This window comes from Bacillus sp. AY2-1 (genome assembly GCF_008368965.1).
In the GTDB taxonomy this organism is placed as follows: Bacteria; Bacillota; Bacilli; order Bacillales; family Bacillaceae_G; genus Bacillus_A; species Bacillus_A thuringiensis_S.
The window spans coordinates 1-17619 of the sequence record NZ_QPEL01000112.1; the positions used below are offsets into that span (position 1 = coordinate 1).

Consider the following 17619-nt stretch of genomic DNA (forward strand, 5'->3'; position numbering starts at 1 on the left):
ACCAGCGGTAAAAGGCTCAGCACCGACAGTGAGTCAACCAGCACCGAGTGTACAAGGCTCAGCACCGACAGTGAGCCAACCAGCACCGAGTGTACAAGGCTCAGCACCGACAGTGAGCCAACCAGCACCGAGTGTAAAAGGCTCAGCACCAACAGTGAGCCAACCAGCACCAAGTGTACAAGGTTCAGCGCCAGTGATGAGTCAATCCGCACCAGCGCTACAGCGCTCAACACCGACAGTGAGTCAACCAGCACCAAGTGTACAAGGTTCAGCACCAACAGTGAGCCAGCCAGCACCAGCGGTACAAGGCTCAACGCCAACAGTGAACCAGCCAGCACCGAGGGTACAAGGCTCAACACCGACAGTGAGCCAACCAGCACCAGCGGCAAAAGGTGCAGCACCGACATTGAGTCAAAAGAAAGTTGTTCTGCAAGAAAATAAGGTTATTCAAAAGACTGAGGTTGTACAAGAGACAGAGGTAATTCAAAGAAATCATGTGAAGCAAGAAACAGGAAGTGTCTCACAAGAAAATAATAAGCAGACTGTATTACAAAGTGAACGTTTGGATGATAATGCTGAACAAAAGTTTAGCGTTCATGAAGATATGTAAGTACTAAATAATAGAAAGGTGAAGATGTAATTGAGTTATGAGATCCCTAAAGAGATAAAATCACCGATTAAATTAATTTTCTCATTGTATGCAAAGGATCTATCCATCATCGGCGTAGGAACACTTTTCCTATTAAATGTTGGAAGTGAATTTGTCCACAATTGGTTTACCATTCCCTACTATATAGTAGGGTTTGGTGCTTTACTTTTTATGGTTATGAGTTCTTCTACGAATCCAGGAAAACGAAATTATGTTGCTTTATATTTTTTAATTAAGCGTAATAAAACTACTTATCATCCTATTGATGCTAATGCGATAGAAAATGAATCTAAATACTCGAATGAAAATAAGGAGGAAGAGAGAAATGAGTACAGATCAAAAATTAAATGACGCTGCAGGTGTTCCAACAATAGTTGTACCTGTAATAACAGATGAAGAAAAACCAGAGAAATCTGGTTTTTTTTCTATAAAGAAGAAAGAAAAGAAGCCGAAAAAGAAAAAGAATATAAAGAGCGGAAAAAAAGAAAAAAAGCCAAAGGTTCGAGTGCCAAACCAAACGATAAGTATGCTTCCTTTTGTACGATATGAGGGGAATCATATTGTTCTAAAAAATGGAGTCATGGATATTTTACAAATTACAACTACTGATTTAAATACCCTAAATGAATCGGATGAAATGATGATGATCTATCAAAGGGTTAGGTACATGCGGAGTTATGCGTATGATTATAAAGAAGTATCTTTAAATTTCCCTTCTAATACATCTATCCAACAAGAGTATTGGAGAAAAAAAAGAGAAGAAACGCAAGATCCAATTAATCACAAATATATTGATCGTAAACTATTTGAATTGAACTTTTTAGAAGAAAAGAGAACGGATAGGGAGTTTTTCCTATTTATCTATGGTAGTAATAAAGAACAATTATCAGAAAGACGTAGAATGGCAGAAAACCATTTTAAAAATTCTTTTCCATTAGTAAGGATTACAAAAGAAAAGAAAATAGATGTGTTGTGTGTACTAAATAATCAAAATTCTAAATTGTAAGGAGGACTAATCATGGCGTTTGAATTAGCTAATATCATTCCTATGTTAAATAAAAAGAAAAAAAAGGGGGATCAAGATGAAAATAAGCAAAAACAGAAACATGATTTAGAATTTCTTGCAAAGATTCAACCGAAAGGCGGTTTAAGATTTGGTGATAACTTTGTAAGAAAAGGAGACGGTTATGAAGCTTGTATTCACATTGTTGACTATCCTACAAATGTAGATGCAAAGTGGATGAAGACGATTACTACAATGAAGAACGTTATAGTGGTTACAGATGTTTCTACAATGGAGAGAAGTGAGACTGTAACCAATATTAATAAGTCCATGTTAGAACAAAAAATGCGTTTTAGTAATGAAAAACAAGGGATTGCTCAACTAGATGCTGTTCAAAAACATGATGAGTTAACCAAACTATATCATCAAATATCACAATTAGGAGAAGTTATTAAGTTAGTTCATGTTCGTTTATACGTTCATGGAAAAACGACTTTAGAATTAGAGAAGAGTGTTGGAGACGTTTTAACGGAACTGGAGGCACAAAGCTTCAAGGGGACTGTACTTTTAAATGAGCAAGAGCATGAGTGGAAAGCTTTATTTAGCCCGTATGAAGAACAAATTACATACGCAAATAGGAGAGAAGGAAAGGGAATGCCTGGGCTTACATTAGCTGCTGGGCTTCCCTTTCATTATGCACAATTACGTGATCCAAGAGGCTCTTATTTAGGGACTACATTTACGGGTGGTAGCGTGTTATTTGATTTGTTTCATAAAGATAAGCAACGTAGATACTATAATGGTGTACTTATTGGAGAAATGGGTTCAGGGAAAAGTACACTTCTTAAAAAGTTGTTTTTAGATAATAAAATTAGAAATAACTTTATTAGGGGATTTGATGTAACAGGAGAATTTGAGACGTTAATTAAAGAAGTAAACGGGCAAATGGTGGCACTTGATGGTACACAAGGTTTAATTAACCCGTTGCAAATTTATCGTTCAAGGATAGACGATGAAGATAAAAAAACAATGGAAGAAATAGAGACACATTCTTTCTTACAACATCTTTCTAAGGCAGCTACTTTTTATTGTCTGTTATCTCCACAAGTTACAGATGCGGATATCCAGGAGTATAAAAAAGTACTTAGAGAGTTCTATGAATCATTAGGATTCTTAGAAAAAATAAAAACTACAGGTGTAACTAACTTGAAAAATGAAGAGTATCCTATCTTTTTAGAATTACTCGAATATGTAAAGAAAGAGCTGTACTCGAATGTGGAAGAGAGAATTATTAACCCTGGACTATCCCTTTCTAGATCAGCTAGGCTAGAGAAAATTGAATTAGCTCTTGATGATATTGTAAATGGATACGGTCATCTATTTAATGGACATACAACATTAGAAGACCTAACAAATGAACAAGTTGTATTCTTCTCTGTAAAATCATTACGTAGTCTGGAGAAAAAAGTTTTTAATGCCCAAATGTATAATGCATTTAGTTTGATTTGGGATCACCTAATTCAAATTGGTGAACCACAACGTAAAGGAATTTATAAAGATGGCTTTGACTTTGATCTTATAAAACGTTTGTTAGTTATTTTAGATGAATCACATTTAACGATTAATACGAGTAACCCAATTGCGGTAGACTTTATACTGGAATTCGCGCGTGAAGCCCGTAAGTATTTTGGTGGGCTTCTTTTTGCTTCACAATCAGTTCGAGATTTTGTGTCAGATGCAAAAGATAATGAGGTAGCAATTAAAATTAAAACACTATTTGAACTAACCCAGTATAAGTTTGTCTTACAGCAAGATGCGAACTCATTAGATACGCTAAGGTACATTTTCCAAGGTCAGTTATCCGAAAGTGAGCTAAGGCAAATTCCACTATTACAGCAAGGAGAATGTGTTTTAGCCATTAAAGGTGTGCAGAACTTAACAATGACAGTAGAAGCCTCTGAAGATGAAATAAACCTCTTTGAAGGTGGTTTATAAGGCATGGATATTAAAAAAATAATAATAAAAAAGATTTTTTTATGGCTTGGGATTCCTGGTGTTTTAATATTAGGAGTCCTTTTTATTGGGGCCATATCAGCAATATCCATATCTGGTTCTCATAAGTCTTCCGGTGGAAGTGGAGGGGGTTCTGGGTTAATTATAGGTGCTGGTTGTAAATTAACAGGACAGGTTAATCGCACGAAGTTTGATGCAAAAATAAATCAATCTGGAGCGTTTGCGAATCATGCAGATGGATTTATGAAAGCAGCTGAGTCAGCAAAGATTGATCCAGTACTATTAGCAGCTATTGCACTTCATGAAACGGGGTACGGGAAGTCAAATGCGGTTGTTAATAAAAATAATCCTGGCGGATTAATGGACCCAAAAACAAACTGGCAAACCTTACAGATTTTCTCAACTTTGGAGGAAGGGCTTGTATATATGGCAGGGAACTTAAATAGACTTTATATCTCACAAGGACTAACAACTATTGATCAAATCGGTGGGAAGTATGCACCAATAGGGGCAGACAATGATCCTGGTGGGCTTAATAAATATTGGGTTCCAACTGTTACAAAAATTGCTCAAGAATTAGGGGGAGCAATGCAATGTGAGGTTGTAGAGGGTGGAGGAACAGGAGAAATTAAAGTGGATGAAAATATGAAAGGAGACTTTCAATTTCCCTTTGTAGGAATCAACTATGTTGTTACAAGTGATTATGGCGGTCGTTGGGGAACAATTCATGCAGGGATAGATTTAGTGGCGTATCGTGGAGCACCTGTTAGCGCTGTAGGGGATGGAAAAGTTGTAGATGCTCGTTTATCTAGTTCGTATGGAAACATGGTTACAATTCAACATCCTAATGGAGTGTTTACACGTTATGCGCACATGGATGGACTAAATGTAACAACTGGACAAGATGTAAAAAAAGGACAACAGATTGGGATACAAGGAAATACAGGAGACTCAACTGGAACACATCTTCATTTTGAAGCTAGAAGAGGAAATGATTATAAACAAGGAACTTCTTTTGATCCAAGACAGCTATTGCCATTTCCACCAAGTCAATCTGCCAATCACTAAATAAAAGGAGGTTTTCGTTTGTCTGCATTTAAAGTTGGAAGTAATAAAAATAAAATTTACTATGCCATTATGTTAGGAATTGTTGTCATTTTAACCATTTGTTTAACATCAAAAGAGTTTATGTTTAATGATGATCCCATTGTTCAAACTGAATTTAATCGCCCGTTACCTGGATTAAACTATAATACTATTTACCTAAAAAAGTGGGAGTACAATCCAGATAAAGATATAATGCAAGTTCATCTTAAAACAGGAGAAAAAAGTGGAACGTATGTAAGTTCGAAATTATCTTTTACAGCTAAACAAAAAGGAAATGCTAAAGAACTACCAACGAAAGTTGTATTTAATCAAGGGGATATGTATGTTATCCAAATCAGTGAAGTTCCAAAAGAATATAATGTCATAGGTTTATTTGTAAATGAAAAAGCAGAGATTGATTCATTTGAAACTAGTACAACTACCGAAGGTGGAACCATTCAAAAAGCAGAAAATAATAATCTAAAGGAAAAGAAAATTGTTTTAACAGGGGATTATCGAAAAATAAAAACAAACAAAGATTTATTAAGAAAAAATGAAAATGAGTACGCACAAGATGAAACGGAAGAAGAATTACAATCTGTAAAGATAGAAATAAATAATGTAAAGAAAACAATCCCATTACAAGATGAACTAACAGATAAAATTGTAAATGAAATTGAAAGAATTGAAGCAAATAAAGTATATCAAACAGATGATGAAAAAGAAAAAAGTGAATCGGAAATTCAAAAAAGAAAGCTACAAATAGAACAGTATAAAAAGAGAAAATTAGAGCTAGAAAACAAAACTAAAGAGTTAGAAGCAAAAGAGAAAAATCTTCAGAAGAAATTAGAAGATCAGCGTAAAAAGTTTAATTTAGCAGAATGAAATTAAACTATTTTAAAAGATAAAAAGAGATATAAACATTATGAATATAATTATCAGATAATTTTTCGGTTGTATAAAAAAGTTATCTGATATTTTTTTTTGCCATTATATAAGGAATTGTGTTTCAAAATAAAGGTTTGAAAAAGTACATTGAAACTACATTGGATTTACATTGAAACTGCATTGGAAATACATTGAAACCACGCTGAAACTACATTGAATTTCTCTTTCTCATGATATCACGTTTTTGTTAGGCTCTGCCTAACCTGTCACCTTCGGTGATAGCAAAAAACCCTTATGCTCTTTGCAATTAAAATCACTAATTTGGAGGTCTCCCCTATGAATGTGTTAATCCGTGATCTTGATGCTAGTTTAGTGAAACGAATTGATGAACTAGCTAAGGCAAAAAAGATTTCCAGACAGGAATTTTTGCATAGATACATTAGTAATCTTGCTGTACTTCAAGATATGAAAGACTTACAAGATAAACATATAGAATTACAAAAACAAAGCATGATCCTCATAAAACAAAACACACAAACTATGAATCGTATGTTACAAGTTATTGAAGATATTGAATTGGAAAATGAATAAATAAAAATAGTGAAAGGGGCTTAAGTATGTCTAAGAAAAAGATGGATAAGACTTATTATTTAAATGAAACTACAGTTGCTTATATAAAGGAATATGCAGAAGAAAAAGGAATTAAACCAAGCCATGCATTAGAAAGAATTATTGCTGAACATCAAAACCAAAATCATGATTTATTAGAACAAATTAAAGGAGCAGTTAAAGGTGTTATTCATGAAGATTTAGGAAAAATTAGAGCAGGTACAAATCTAACTGATAAACATACAAGAATGTTATTACAATTTGCAAATCACTATTTTACAGTAAATAGATTTGAGCGATTGGCTACAACAAATCAGTTTATGTCTAAAGGCATGGTACAAGCAGAAGAGTTTGTTAAAGATCAAATTTCAAATGCTCGAATGAAAAAGTTAGAAAGAGAAAAAGGCACAAGTGATTCAAATTAGGGAGGTAATATATGAATACGCCTGGTGTAGTAATTAAAAGTCAATTCGTATATTCCAAAAATGATTTTAGTAAAAATCAAGATAAAGAATTCGGGGATTATATTGATTATATCGGAAGAAAAGATGCTGTTGAGAAAGAAAAAAATGAATTTTGTTCTTATCAAGATTATATGGGAAACGAGGAAAAAACGTCTTCACTTTTTACAAAAGAGGAAGACGTAGTTTCACTAGATGGTAAGAATAGATTGAAAGAGGCTTTTAAAACGGCACAAAAAAACAAAAGTGTTTTGTGGCAGGATGTAATTAGTTTTGATAATGAATGGTTAGAGAAACACGGTATTTATAACTCGGAAAGCAAAATGCTAGATGAAGAAAAATTAAAAGATGTAACAAGAAAAGCAATGGATGTCATGATGACGAAAGAACGATTACGTGATACAGCAATTTGGTCAGCAGCCATTCATTATAATACGGATAATATCCATGTTCATGTCGCAATGGTCGAACCAGTACCGAGTGCCGGAAGGATAATTTCCAAAGGCAGATTCAAAGGAATGCATCGAGGGAAAAGAAAACAAAAATCAATTGATGCAATGAAATCAAAAGTAGTAAATAGCATTATGGATCGCAGCGAAGAGTACAAAAAAATTAATGATTTAATACGGAATAAAATTGTTAAAAGTAAAAAAAATGTGCAGCTTTCTGAAAAAAGAAAAATGAAAAAGTTGTTTGCTGAAATTACGAAAGAGCTACCTGAAGATAAAAAGCAGTGGCAGTATAACTATAACTCTATTAGCCATGTAAGGGATAAGATAGATCAATTAAGTGATATGTACATAGAGAAATACCATAAGAAAGAGTTTAAAGAATTAAAAGAGAAATTAGAAGAAGAAATGAAGATTATGAAAGAAGCTTATGGAGGGATGGAAGAAGATAAAAAACGTTATAACCAATTTGGTGATACAAAAGTTAATGAATTATATACTAGATTGGGGAACGCTGTTTTAAAAGAAATGAAGCAGGTAGCAAAAGAACAACAACAAGCTAAATTTCAAAAGAGAAAAAATATTTTTTCTCGTGGTAAACGTATACGGTCTGGTTTTAAACAACGTACCAACATTATGAGAAGCTTAAAAAATATGAACTATCATATGAATAATGAATATGAAAAATGGAAGAACCAACGACAATATGAACAATTACAAGAACAAATTAAAAATGGATACGAGAGATAAAAATGAGAGTTTATTGGGAGTATGTTGGGAGGGAAGTACCTATTTTTAAAGATATAATTATATTATGAGGTTTAAACTAATAATTTCTATTAAATAAATTAGAAGGGGAAATATAATGTTAGCTTTCTTTAAAAATTAGTTAACTTCAAATCTGAAGTTTTTTATTGCAAAAGCTCTAATAACTTTTGGAAGAATAAAAAATGAAAGGTTGATTATTCCGTGAGGATCTTCATGAAGAATGGCGATATTACAAATTATGATAGTAAAGTTGATGTAATAATTAATGCATGGAATAGAAATTTTTTACCACGTTATTTTTTAAATGAAGCTGATTTCTCAAAGGCAATTAGGAAGAAGGCAGGTCATGAACCATTTAAACAATTGCAAAAAGAAGGTCTATTAAGGCTAGGTGAAGCGGTTATTACTTCATCTGGTTTTTTAAATTGCAAAGCATTAATTCATGTAGCTGGTATTAATACTTTGTGGAAAGCAACAGAGTATTCAATTAGGCAGTCAACTTATAACGCATTGCAATTAGTAATAAAGAAAAAATATAGTTCGGTTGCAATGCCGATTATAGGAAGCGGTACAGGAGGATTAAAGAAAGAAGAATATTTAGCAATTATCAAAGATGAATGTAAGAAGTTTATTCATCATGAATTAGATGTATATATTATAGATTTTAGTGCCTCCTAGTCGATTTATTAGTTTGGTAAATAGAATTTGAAAGGAGGTGAATAAGTGAGTAATTGGTTATTTGCGTTATGCATGATAGTTGTTGCAAGTATTTTAAATGTGATTGTCTCATTTTTTATTAAAGGGGGGAGATTGCTTAAGGAGAGTCGTAAGAAAAGTGAAGGAGGAAAGGCACATAGAGTATGAGTTAGTAAAAATTTAAAGTGCAGTACGAAAGCATTCACTAGGAAATGGATTTGAAGCGGGACATAAAAGGCTAGCTTTTTGCCTATCTGGATTATATGGGGATATATAAGCTAAGAGTACAAGTTGTAGAGGTGATATAATAACCTTATTAATAAAATGGGGGTTTTAATATGAAAAATAAAAAATCAGCGGAATTTTTATTAAATTATTCTTGGGAAGGAAAAACAAAAGGACAAATAATTTTAGAAATGGACTTACCTGATTATGAACAAGGTTATTTAGAAGATGCAATGAATGAATTAGGACCAAAAGGAAAATATTCTGGCATGGATCTAGATAGTTATTTTGTATTAAGAATGGCTATGGATGAAGATGATGTTGGCCCATTAAATGATGATGATATTATATATAAAAATTAATATAATAAGGAGAATTATTGATGGTAGAGTATAATTCTGGAGATATTGTTAGGGTATTTTATCCGTATATACCAAAGGTGAAAAATGAAAAATACTTATGAAGTTTAGAGAGACTAAAAGAGTTGGTCTTTTTTATTTATTAATTTACACTTTTACACTTATGTAAAAGTGTAAAGATGGTATAATAACCTTATTAATAAATGGAGGTTTTGACATGGAAAATAATAAAATGGAAAACAAAAAATCAAGTGCTTTTTTATCTAACTATTCATGGAAAGAGAAGGATAGAAAACAAATTATTGAGGAAATGGAACTTGAAGATTATGAACAAAAATATTTGGATCAAGCAATGAAAGAATTAATACAAGAAGAAAAATATAATGGTTTCGAATTAGATAAGAGAATTATGTTACTATTTGAAATGAATGAAGAAGAAGATGACGGATTTGATGAAAATGATGCTGAATATATGGAGTAAAGAAGTAGGTGAATGAAATGGAAAGATTTAAATCAGGTGATATTGTAAGGGTATTTTATCCTTTTAAACCAAAGGTGCTAAGTGAAGAAAATGAGGTGAAATTAGGAAAAACAAGGTTTGGTGTTATTATCAATGCCAAAAATGACAAAACCGTAGCTTTACCAATTCTTCAAATCCTTACAAGGGATGGGAAAACAGAAAAACCTAATTATAGAATGAGGGATGATGAAATTAAAGTTCCCCCAAATCTTACATATTATAAACCTTCACTTCAAAAGAGAGTTCCTATAAATGGAGTAATTAAAACAGAAAGAATCGAATTATTCGATTATAGCGAAATAATAAAAAAGGTATCGAAAATAGATTTGGTTACTAAGAGCGCTATACTAAAGAATTACAAAGGTATTTTGAAAGATAAATCTTTTTTAGATTCATTGAATAGGGAGTCACCAGGTCATAAAGAGGCAATGCAATGTTTTGAGCGTGTAATTATCGCTGAAAAGTTACGTTTTCTAACTACAAGTATAGGAGAATGTAAATACGAGTATATGGAAGAGCAATTGCTCAAAATAAATAAAATACAACCTTTAGGAAAATCAGATATGAATAAAAGAATCCATTTCTATGCTGTTGAATTAACAGATGAGGAAAATAAGGATTCTTTTTTTTATACCATCGCTTCAATGAAGCAGCCTGAACAAGTTGCCAGAGAATGGGGAAAGCCAAAAACAGCGATTGATTGGCTAAAAGAGGATGAAAGGTTTTATAATTTACAAAAAGATATTACTAAGGTATTTAAAGAGACGCCCAATTCACATCCTAATAGATATAAAGCCTTTTCTTTATTCCGCAAAAACACAATAGAAAATGCTATGGAAAGATAAAAGAACTGTAAATTCAATACTTGATGAGGTTTAGAGAGACTAAAAGAGTTGGTCTTTTATATTTTCTGTAATTTACACTTTTACACTTGTGTAAAAGTGTAAAGGTGGTATAATAATCTTATTAATAAAATGGGGGTTTTGACATGGAAAATAATAAAATAGAAAACAAAAAATCAATTGAATTTTTATCCGATTATTCATGGAAAGGGAAAGATAGAGAACAAATTATTCAGGAAATGGAACTTGAAGATTACGAACAAAAATATTTAGATCAGGCAATGCAAGAGTTAGTAGCAGAAGGAAAATATACTGGATATCATCTGGATAGAAGGATTCTTTTACTAATTGATATGCATGAAGATGAGGATGATTTTGATGAAGATGATGTTGTTTATATCAGATAAAGGGATAGGTGAATCAAATGGGAATATATAAATCAGGTGATATTGTAAGGGTATTTTATCCTTTTAAACCGAAAGCTTTAAGTAATGATAATGAGCCACAGGTAGGAAAAAGAAGATTCGGTCTTATTATAAACGCTGGGAATAACAGTACTCTAGCCTTACCAATTCTTCAAATAACTTCGCATGGAGGAAGAACAGAGCAAACTAATCATAAGTTGAGGAGAGATGAAATTAAAGTTCCAGAAAATGTTACATATTACAAAGATTCAGCTCAAAGAAAAGTCCCTGTATATGGCGTGATTAAGACTGAAAGAATTGAATTCTTTGATGATGATGAAATATCAAGACCATTAACCAGCATAGATTTAGATACTAAGATTTCCGTACTAAACAATTACAAAGATATTTTGAAAAAGAGGATTTTTGTAGAAGTGTTAAATGAAGAATCACCAGGTCACAAAGAGGCAATGCAATGTTTTGAACGTGCAATTATCGCTGAAAAATTAAATTTCTTAACTACAGATCAAGGGGAATGTAAATATGAGCATATAGAAGACAAAATGCTTAAAGTAAATAAAATACAATCTTTAGGAAAACCAGATACAAATAAAAGAATCCATTTCTACGCTGTTGAATTAACAGATGAAGAAAATAAGGATTCTTTTTTTTATACCATCGCTTCAATGAAGCAGCCAAAACAAGTTGCTAGGGAATGGGGAAAGCCAAAAGCAGCTGTTGATTGGTTAAAAGAGGATGAAAGATTTTATAATTTACAAAAAGATATTAGTAAGGTGTTTAAAGAGCCACCAAATCCACACCCTAATAAATATAAAGCTTTTTCTTTATTCCGCAAAAACATGTTAGAAAATGCTATGGAAAGATAAAAGGAATCTAATACTAAATTAAGTCTAGAGCAACTAATAGAGTTGGTCTTTTTTATTTTTTAAAAAAGGAGGTGTTGAGTTGCTTATCATAGATGTTTTACCGTATATATTATTTTGCAGCATTTTATTAATTGTGTTGGTGATGTTTTATAAGTTAATGCACAAGCGTAAAGCGAAAAATACATTCTTAAAGTCAGGGATCAGAGATATTGATCAGATGGATGGAAGACAATTTGAATTCTTTCTTGAGGCTCTATTTATAAAGCTGGGATATAAGGCAGCTGTCACAAACGGTAGTCATGATTTTGGGGCAGATTTAATATTTAAAGGGAAAAATAAGATTGTTATTCAGGCGAAACGATATGGTTTTAAGAACAAAGTAGGAATTAAAGCTATTCAAGAAATTTATGCAGCTAAAGCCTTTTATAAAGCTAATGAAGCATGGGTAATCACAAATAGTACATATACATCATCAGCAAAACAGCTAGCAAGAGCATGTGATGTGAAATTGCTGAATAGATCATCTTTACAAGAATTTATCGTACAAGTAAATCCAGAACAGAAACCAGCTGATATAAGAAAATCAGTAGAACCAACTACAAGAAAGTGTCCGAAATGTGGAGAGGAATTGGTATCTCGAACTCATGATGGACGAGTGTTTTTAGGGTGTTCATCTTTTCCACAATGTAGACACACTGAAAAAGTGGCAAATTAATATTGGGAGGTATTAGAATGGGACGACTTTCTTTGTTAGAAGAAATTACCTCAAAAGAAATGTTATTTTTCACGGGGAATGAGAAAGTTTTAATACCAATTGGAGATTTTGCAATTAATTACCTAGGGCAACATTTATAAAACCAAATTTCATATGGTAGATTCACAACTGTTAGAAAAGATTAAAACAAGCTTTTTTTACCCAGACTTTTCTAATTTAAAAGATACTTAAAATAGACCCTTACTTTAAACAAGTAAGGGTCTATTTTTATTTATGAATAAAAATGAGAGTTTTACGGGAGTTTTTGGCTACTTATCTGGTCGGCAGCGAGGGAAATAAAGAGTTAACCTATTAGTATGGTAAAACAAAAAATTAGATAAGGGGAGGGGGAACATTATATGGAAAACGTAGGGGGAATGGAAGAAAATCCATTTGCTTTTATAGAAGGATGCATTAATGCTCTCTTTTTAGTCTTACCCTTCTGGACGTTAGTATTTTTAGTCTTGTATTGGAATTTATTTTAAACCTCTACTTAAAAATAAATACATGTAGATGTAATTAGGAGTGCATAACGATGAAAGAATTATTTGTCTGTGAATAACCATCACAAGCGGAGACTTATGCAAAAGCTTAAGTGGTGGTAGCACAAGAAAAAAAGGTTTTTTTGAGGGTAATGATGTTCGGATATATACCTATGTATTTGGACATTTAGTTGAGTGGTAAATACAAATCAGATTAATCCTGATTTTGGTTGTAAAAGTGATTCATCAACTTTACCATTCTTTTTAAGGAATAATCTCTTACAAGTAAAGGATGATACAGGAGTTAGAAAGTAGTATAAGTTTGTTGTAGATTCGATGAAGCAAGCTGAATTTGAAACATCTTTAGCTCAAATAAAACGAGATGAGAAAATAGAGCAAGAGTTTTATGATGATTTAGAGAGCTTAATTGGTCGTATAACTGTTGAAATTAGGGCAAACATCCAGAATGTTCAAGGTGCAGTAAAAGCAGCTACAGCTAGAGAGGTTATTGTATAATGTCCGAAATGTGGAAAATGGGTTAGAGAAACTAGGTAAAAAAATATTACTAAAAATGAAGCATCCAAACTCTTATCTGGCCAAGTAATTAAAGTTAAATTAAAAAGTGCTAATTTAGGGATAAGGAAATGAGCTAACATGAAATATATAGTAGAAAAGGTTGAATCCTTTTTAAGGAAGTGTAGGACGGTATGTCTTATGATAGTGTGTTTTTGGTTAATCATGTTTTTAGTGGCTGGAGAACACTTTTTATAAAGTCTTATAGGAAGTATTGGGAAGTGGACTCTCATACGTTTAAGGTGTGAAAACTCTCGTATATGGATTATAAGAAGGGAATGCAATATTTAATGAACTTCAAAAGTAGTAAAGGAAATGTATACAAAAAGATCACTTGTCTTGGAAACAGGTGATCTTTTTATTAGATAAATTTCTACTTACCAACAGCAGGTAGTCGTTATCCTATTCATATGTTCAGTAAATATTATAACACAATTGTCTTTGTTAAAGTGACAACATAGCGCTATGCTAGCGCTAAAATTATAGCAATTCATGAATATTAATAAAATGCTATGGCGCTATGTTACTTTTGATTCGGCTTAATTTCTATCATTTGAATTTGAAAAATGTCACTATCCGTTATGCCTAATACTCGCATTTCTTCCTTTAATGAACGTTACGATTCGATTTTTATTGATTTGGTAGTCCTGTCTAGCAAGGTATATTCGTCTATAAAATATGACCCCTTATTTTTCTTCACCTTAAGACCCCATCTCACCCAGAAAATCTGTAGGTATATAAATTTTATATATTAAGTGCAGTTTCTTCACACTTGTTCTCATTAGAGTTTTCATAGTATGTATAGTACCTTTTTAAGGATACGTAAGTTTTAAATCCTACTTGCTTCACAATGTGTTCAGCTGTACATTGCTGCTGAATCATCTTTAAAATAAAGGTATTTCGAAAATGTTGTGCAGAAATCCCTTTCCTCAAATTTGCCCGTCTTACTTCTAAACGAATCATTTTTTGAATGGAGATTTCCGTTAGAAATTTTGGTGCATCATCATCATAACTCCAAAGGTAAGTACCGAGGCCAAAATGAAAAGCAACAAAGAGTGAATCATCGCTGTGATATCTAGGGCGTACTGGTTCTGGAATAGTTTTATAGTAATGATATAAGTGTAATTTATCCTCTTCTTTTAACTTGATTGTACGATTGATTTTTGTATCTTCAGGAATAGATAATGTATTGTTTTCGAAATGCACATGTTTCATTTGTAAAGCGACAAGCTCATGTAGAGATAATCCGTAGTCTAGGAGCAAGATTATAATAGAAAAATTTCGCTCTAAAATCATAGGACGGGTAGTTCGTTGTTTTTCTGTGAGTCCTTCTAATGATTGAGATACTTGCTTTAGACGTTCCTCTTCCTGTAGAGAAATAAAATCTTCAGTACGTAATGCACGATTAGGTGGGGATATGTGAATGACACTTTCAATGAGGCTAGGTAAATCTAAATATTCGTACAGCCTATTAAGAACGATGTAAATACGATGTACCGTCTTGTCAGAGTATTGACGTTCTTTTATTAAGTAAGTAAAGAATGCTTCGAAATCATTTTTACATAGAGATTCCCAACTAATGTCTTCAGACATTCGTTCTGATTGATGCAGCCATTGAATGCAGCTCTCAATATCGTAAATATATCGCTTGATTGTAGAAGGTTTTCGTCCTTTATTTAATAAGTAGGAAGAAAATCCTTGGAGTGTATCTTGGTTTTTTTCTGTAATGTTATTGATGTTTATTTCCCCTCTCTTTGTATCTTTTGACGACCCTATAAAATGTAGGGCTGGTCATATTACACCTTCTCATAGCATCTAATGCTGTTATCTGTCCGGATGTTCATTTATTATAAGCTTCAATAAATTCTGGAGTTATTCTAGTTTTAGGTCTTCCTAAATGTTTTCCTTTTTTCTTTGCAGCTTCAATGCCTTCACGTTGACGAGTTTTTATTTTTGTCCGTTCCTCTTCAGCAAGCCACGATAAAATTTGTAGTACTACTTCAATAATAAGAGTTCCTAAACTATCTTTATATAGAAGAAACTCATCCAAAGTGGAATAATAGAGAAACAAGCGGGATTAAATGTATGGAATTAGTAAAACTAAAGAAAAATACATTTTATAAAATAATAAAAGAATATGAAAGTACCTTAGACTAGCTATAAGCCGGTTCTCTTTTATAAAAAACACTTAAAACTTATCTAGATTTCTTTAGAGGTACATCCTCATTCCTAACAAGCTAATATTTTAAATACTTCTCATGTCATTATATTTCATTTGTTTACAAGCATGCCTTTTTTAAATTATTTAGAAATAGCCAATGCCTTGGATCCACACAATGCCACACACCATATCTCTGAGGTATTGTTTTTGTTATGAGTTCTGTTTTTATTAGATAATTTTTACACAATAAACAAGAAAAGCATCCTGTTTGGATGCTTTTCTTGTTTATAACTTAACTATACATATAATAAAAGAGACACACTATAACTTTTATTATCTTTAGTTAAAATTTATGATTAACCCTTCATCAACTTACTGTTCACCGTAGCTACTAAACATTTCTTAATTTTGCCCATTATGAAATCGTTCACATGGAATTTTATTTCTGAATCAATACTTCATTGCTTCTATTATTATTTGCTATAGGTAACATATACTATGGAACTTAGAAAAACGTTTAGCTTACTTTTAAAACTTTTCCCAAAACAAGTATGTCATCTTCTTTTTTTTCTATTCTTTTTTATGTATCCATAAATACTATCCATAACAAATTCTTCTTTTTCCTTCCAGTACCCTTCCGCTTCCTCTAATGTACAAAATTTTGTTAATTCATGAATAGCGGTATCTTTGACTAAGAATGTAGCTATAGCACCTGTAGATCTTGAGTATTTCGCTATCACTGAATCTATAATATTATCTACTTCCAATAACAAACTGCTTTGAGTATTTTGTTTTAACATTTCATTATCGGGTATTTCTTTTAACCGAGAACTTAGCATATATTCTACATAACCCATTGGTGAATCTATATCCGCACGAAAACGTATATCATCAATAATTTCTAATACAAGTTCCTCATACTTTTTCCATTTTTCTAATACTGCTGGATACACTTTCTCTTTGCATTGCTCTTCAAATCGTTTGATTTTCTGTTCAAATGTATTTGGCTGCTTAAACCCATCTAATTTTTTTTCAAAATGAGCTAAATCTGTATCTTTTCTTTTTTGACTATGTATAAAAAATCTAATTTTTTGTACTTTCCTACCAGACTTTATCTCTTCAAATTCAAAAGATATATCAGTTTTTTGATTTAATTCTTTTTGAGAAGGTTTCAATACACGTTGTTTAAAATTCGCATAATTAGGATATACATCACTTGCATCCAAATAATATCTTAAATTTTCAAGACTAATCGTTCGCTCTTTTATATGTTCGTATTGTTTTAATAACTCATAAATACGGATGGCATATGTACTATTTAATTTAATAACATTGGCCAGTCTATAACTTGTAAATTTACTACTTAATTCTAATAAGAACGGCTTTAACAATGGATCAAAACGCAAATCAATTGTACCTTTATTTCTATTATAAATTGCTGAAGAAATCCAAGAGACTTGGATTAATTCTTCTCCTATCCTAATTTCTATTACTTTAGAAACTAATTCCTTTGTAATTTTACTTAACTCAGTATATTTCGTTGACCCATTTAGGCCAAGTAAATCATGAAAACGTTTAATTGGAAATGTATATGTTTTAAAATCCCGATCACTTGGTTCAATATTACTTGCCAAGCAAAGCAGCATCTTTTGTTCTACTAAATTTAAACGTGAACTTGCCTCAATTAAAGTATTGGATTTCGAAACAATATTATTTTCTTTAATCTGTAACTCTTGTTGTAGGGACATATCTTCTTCCTACCTTTCCTTACTACAATAACTATAACAAAT

General features: G+C 32.0%; 21 protein-coding genes and 3 pseudogenes. 21 read left to right on the forward strand and 3 right to left on the reverse strand.

All coding sequences use genetic code 11. The annotated features are described in order from the left end of the window. The 20 genes and pseudogenes from DN403_RS31300 to DN403_RS23315 all read left to right on the forward strand — a co-directional run. Positions 1-610, forward strand: a pseudogene (locus DN403_RS31300) (hypothetical protein); the annotation flags it as partial. 30 nt (positions 611-640) lie between these two features. Next, positions 641-1000, forward strand: a complete 360-nt coding sequence (locus DN403_RS23235; RefSeq protein ID WP_149185785.1) for a DUF5592 family protein — start codon at positions 641-643, stop codon at positions 998-1000. Next, positions 975-1655 carry a hypothetical protein gene (locus DN403_RS23240; RefSeq protein WP_149185786.1) on the forward strand — a complete coding sequence of 227 codons (681 nt, stop codon included), beginning with the start codon at positions 975-977 and terminating at the stop codon, positions 1653-1655. The genes DN403_RS23235 and DN403_RS23240 overlap by 26 nt, the downstream gene beginning before the upstream one ends. A 12-nt stretch (positions 1656-1667) precedes the next feature. Beyond that, on the forward strand, positions 1668-3647 hold the full coding sequence (locus DN403_RS23245) for a VirB4 family type IV secretion system protein (protein ID WP_149185787.1): 1980 nt from the start codon (positions 1668-1670) through the stop codon (positions 3645-3647). A gap of 3 nt (positions 3648-3650) precedes the next feature. Next, on the forward strand, positions 3651-4733 hold the full coding sequence (locus DN403_RS23250; protein WP_149185788.1) for a peptidoglycan DD-metalloendopeptidase family protein: 1083 nt from the start codon (positions 3651-3653) through the stop codon (positions 4731-4733). Between the two features lie 18 nt (positions 4734-4751). Next, positions 4752-5636, forward strand: a complete 885-nt coding sequence (locus DN403_RS23255) for a hypothetical protein (RefSeq protein WP_149185789.1) — start codon at positions 4752-4754, stop codon at positions 5634-5636. 339 nt (positions 5637-5975) lie between these two features. Continuing rightward, on the forward strand, positions 5976-6230 hold the full coding sequence (locus DN403_RS23260; protein WP_097889110.1) for a ribbon-helix-helix protein, CopG family: 255 nt from the start codon (positions 5976-5978) through the stop codon (positions 6228-6230). A 26-nt stretch (positions 6231-6256) separates the two neighbouring features. Further along, on the forward strand, positions 6257-6673 hold the full coding sequence (locus DN403_RS23265; protein ID WP_149185790.1) for a hypothetical protein: 417 nt from the start codon (positions 6257-6259) through the stop codon (positions 6671-6673). Positions 6674-6684: 11 nt separating this feature from the next. Further along, positions 6685-7908, forward strand: a complete 1224-nt coding sequence (gene mobP2, locus DN403_RS23270) for a MobP2 family relaxase (RefSeq protein ID WP_149185791.1) — start codon at positions 6685-6687, stop codon at positions 7906-7908. A gap of 231 nt (positions 7909-8139) precedes the next feature. After that, positions 8140-8604 (forward strand): macro domain-containing protein, encoded by a 465-nt coding sequence (locus DN403_RS23275; RefSeq protein ID WP_149185792.1) that lies wholly within the window; start codon positions 8140-8142, stop codon positions 8602-8604. A 45-nt stretch (positions 8605-8649) separates the two neighbouring features. Beyond that, positions 8650-8790 carry a hypothetical protein gene (locus tag DN403_RS31305; protein ID WP_176519905.1) on the forward strand — a complete coding sequence of 47 codons (141 nt, stop codon included), beginning with the start codon at positions 8650-8652 and terminating at the stop codon, positions 8788-8790. 170 nt (positions 8791-8960) lie between these two features. Beyond that, complete coding sequence (locus DN403_RS23280; protein WP_149185793.1) at positions 8961-9209, forward strand: hypothetical protein; 249 nt, start codon at positions 8961-8963, stop codon at positions 9207-9209. A gap of 214 nt (positions 9210-9423) precedes the next feature. Further along, positions 9424-9687: a hypothetical protein gene (locus tag DN403_RS23285; RefSeq protein WP_255259146.1), complete on the forward strand. Its 264-nt coding sequence runs from the start codon at positions 9424-9426 to the stop codon at positions 9685-9687. A gap of 17 nt (positions 9688-9704) precedes the next feature. Continuing rightward, the gene (locus tag DN403_RS23290) at positions 9705-10571 is read left to right on the forward strand and encodes a hypothetical protein (protein ID WP_098834035.1); all 867 of its coding nucleotides are present in this window, start codon (positions 9705-9707) and stop codon (positions 10569-10571) included. Positions 10572-10714: 143 nt separating this feature from the next. Further along, positions 10715-10975 (forward strand): hypothetical protein, encoded by a 261-nt coding sequence (locus DN403_RS23295; protein ID WP_153579553.1) that lies wholly within the window; start codon positions 10715-10717, stop codon positions 10973-10975. A gap of 17 nt (positions 10976-10992) precedes the next feature. Next, positions 10993-11859: a hypothetical protein gene (locus DN403_RS23300; RefSeq protein WP_149185794.1), complete on the forward strand. Its 867-nt coding sequence runs from the start codon at positions 10993-10995 to the stop codon at positions 11857-11859. Positions 11860-12001: 142 nt separating this feature from the next. After that, the gene (locus tag DN403_RS23305) at positions 12002-12574 is read left to right on the forward strand and encodes a restriction endonuclease (protein WP_149185798.1); all 573 of its coding nucleotides are present in this window, start codon (positions 12002-12004) and stop codon (positions 12572-12574) included. A gap of 17 nt (positions 12575-12591) precedes the next feature. Further along, the gene (locus DN403_RS31880; protein WP_255452058.1) at positions 12592-12714 is read left to right on the forward strand and encodes a hypothetical protein; all 123 of its coding nucleotides are present in this window, start codon (positions 12592-12594) and stop codon (positions 12712-12714) included. A gap of 258 nt (positions 12715-12972) precedes the next feature. Next, complete coding sequence (locus tag DN403_RS31885; RefSeq protein ID WP_255452059.1) at positions 12973-13098, forward strand: hypothetical protein; 126 nt, start codon at positions 12973-12975, stop codon at positions 13096-13098. A gap of 333 nt (positions 13099-13431) precedes the next feature. Beyond that, entirely contained in the window at positions 13432-13611 is a 180-nt protein-coding gene (locus tag DN403_RS23315) for a hypothetical protein (RefSeq protein ID WP_149185795.1), read from the forward strand. Between the two features lie 801 nt (positions 13612-14412). On the opposite strand, the gene DN403_RS23320 is transcribed toward DN403_RS23315, so the two are convergent. Together DN403_RS23320 and DN403_RS23325 are read right to left on the reverse strand one after the other, a co-directional pair. Next, a complete protein-coding gene (locus tag DN403_RS23320) occupies positions 14413-15411 on the reverse strand; it encodes a tyrosine-type recombinase/integrase (protein WP_149185796.1) in 999 nt (332 codons plus the stop codon). After that, a pseudogene (locus tag DN403_RS23325) lies at positions 15398-15700 on the reverse strand (recombinase family protein); the annotation flags it as partial. The gene DN403_RS23320 and the pseudogene DN403_RS23325, both read right to left, overlap by 14 nt. On the opposite strand from DN403_RS23325, the pseudogene DN403_RS31890 reads away from it, so the two are divergent. Further along, positions 15700-15825 (forward strand): annotated as a pseudogene (locus DN403_RS31890) (recombinase family protein); the annotation flags it as partial. The pseudogenes DN403_RS23325 and DN403_RS31890 overlap by 1 nt on opposite strands. Positions 15826-16383: 558 nt before the next feature. On the opposite strand, the gene DN403_RS23330 reads toward DN403_RS31890, so the two are convergent. After that, entirely contained in the window at positions 16384-17577 is a 1194-nt protein-coding gene (locus DN403_RS23330) for a replication initiation protein (protein WP_149185797.1), read from the reverse strand. Between the last annotated feature and the right edge of the window lie 42 nt (positions 17578-17619).

Bases quoted from the DNA above. Each gene is read 5' to 3' on its own strand.
- DN403_RS23240 (WP_149185786.1), top strand. From the start codon at position 975: ATGAGTACAGATCAAAAATTAAATGACGCTGCAGGTGTTCCAACAATA.
- DN403_RS23245 (WP_149185787.1), top strand. From the start codon at position 1,668: ATGGCGTTTGAATTAGCTAATATCATTCCTATGTTAAATAAAAAGAAA.
- DN403_RS23250 (WP_149185788.1), top strand. From the start codon at position 3,651: ATGGATATTAAAAAAATAATAATAAAAAAGATTTTTTTATGGCTTGGG.
- DN403_RS23260 (WP_097889110.1), top strand. From the start codon at position 5,976: ATGAATGTGTTAATCCGTGATCTTGATGCTAGTTTAGTGAAACGAATT.
- DN403_RS23265 (WP_149185790.1), top strand. From the start codon at position 6,257: ATGTCTAAGAAAAAGATGGATAAGACTTATTATTTAAATGAAACTACA.
- mobP2 (WP_149185791.1), top strand. From the start codon at position 6,685: ATGAATACGCCTGGTGTAGTAATTAAAAGTCAATTCGTATATTCCAAA.
- DN403_RS23275 (WP_149185792.1), top strand. From the start codon at position 8,140: ATGAAGAATGGCGATATTACAAATTATGATAGTAAAGTTGATGTAATA.
- DN403_RS23280 (WP_149185793.1), top strand. From the start codon at position 8,961: ATGAAAAATAAAAAATCAGCGGAATTTTTATTAAATTATTCTTGGGAA.
- DN403_RS23285 (WP_255259146.1), top strand. From the start codon at position 9,424: ATGGAAAATAATAAAATGGAAAACAAAAAATCAAGTGCTTTTTTATCT.
- DN403_RS23290 (WP_098834035.1), top strand. From the start codon at position 9,705: ATGGAAAGATTTAAATCAGGTGATATTGTAAGGGTATTTTATCCTTTT.
- DN403_RS23295 (WP_153579553.1), top strand. From the start codon at position 10,715: ATGGAAAATAATAAAATAGAAAACAAAAAATCAATTGAATTTTTATCC.
- DN403_RS23300 (WP_149185794.1), top strand. From the start codon at position 10,993: ATGGGAATATATAAATCAGGTGATATTGTAAGGGTATTTTATCCTTTT.
- DN403_RS23305 (WP_149185798.1), top strand. From the start codon at position 12,002: ATGTTTTATAAGTTAATGCACAAGCGTAAAGCGAAAAATACATTCTTA.
- DN403_RS31880 (WP_255452058.1), top strand. From the start codon at position 12,592: ATGGGACGACTTTCTTTGTTAGAAGAAATTACCTCAAAAGAAATGTTA.
- DN403_RS31885 (WP_255452059.1), top strand. From the start codon at position 12,973: ATGGAAAACGTAGGGGGAATGGAAGAAAATCCATTTGCTTTTATAGAA.
- DN403_RS23315 (WP_149185795.1), top strand. From the start codon at position 13,432: ATGAAGCAAGCTGAATTTGAAACATCTTTAGCTCAAATAAAACGAGAT.
- DN403_RS23330 (WP_149185797.1), bottom strand. From the start codon at position 17,577: ATGTCCCTACAACAAGAGTTACAGATTAAAGAAAATAATATTGTTTCG.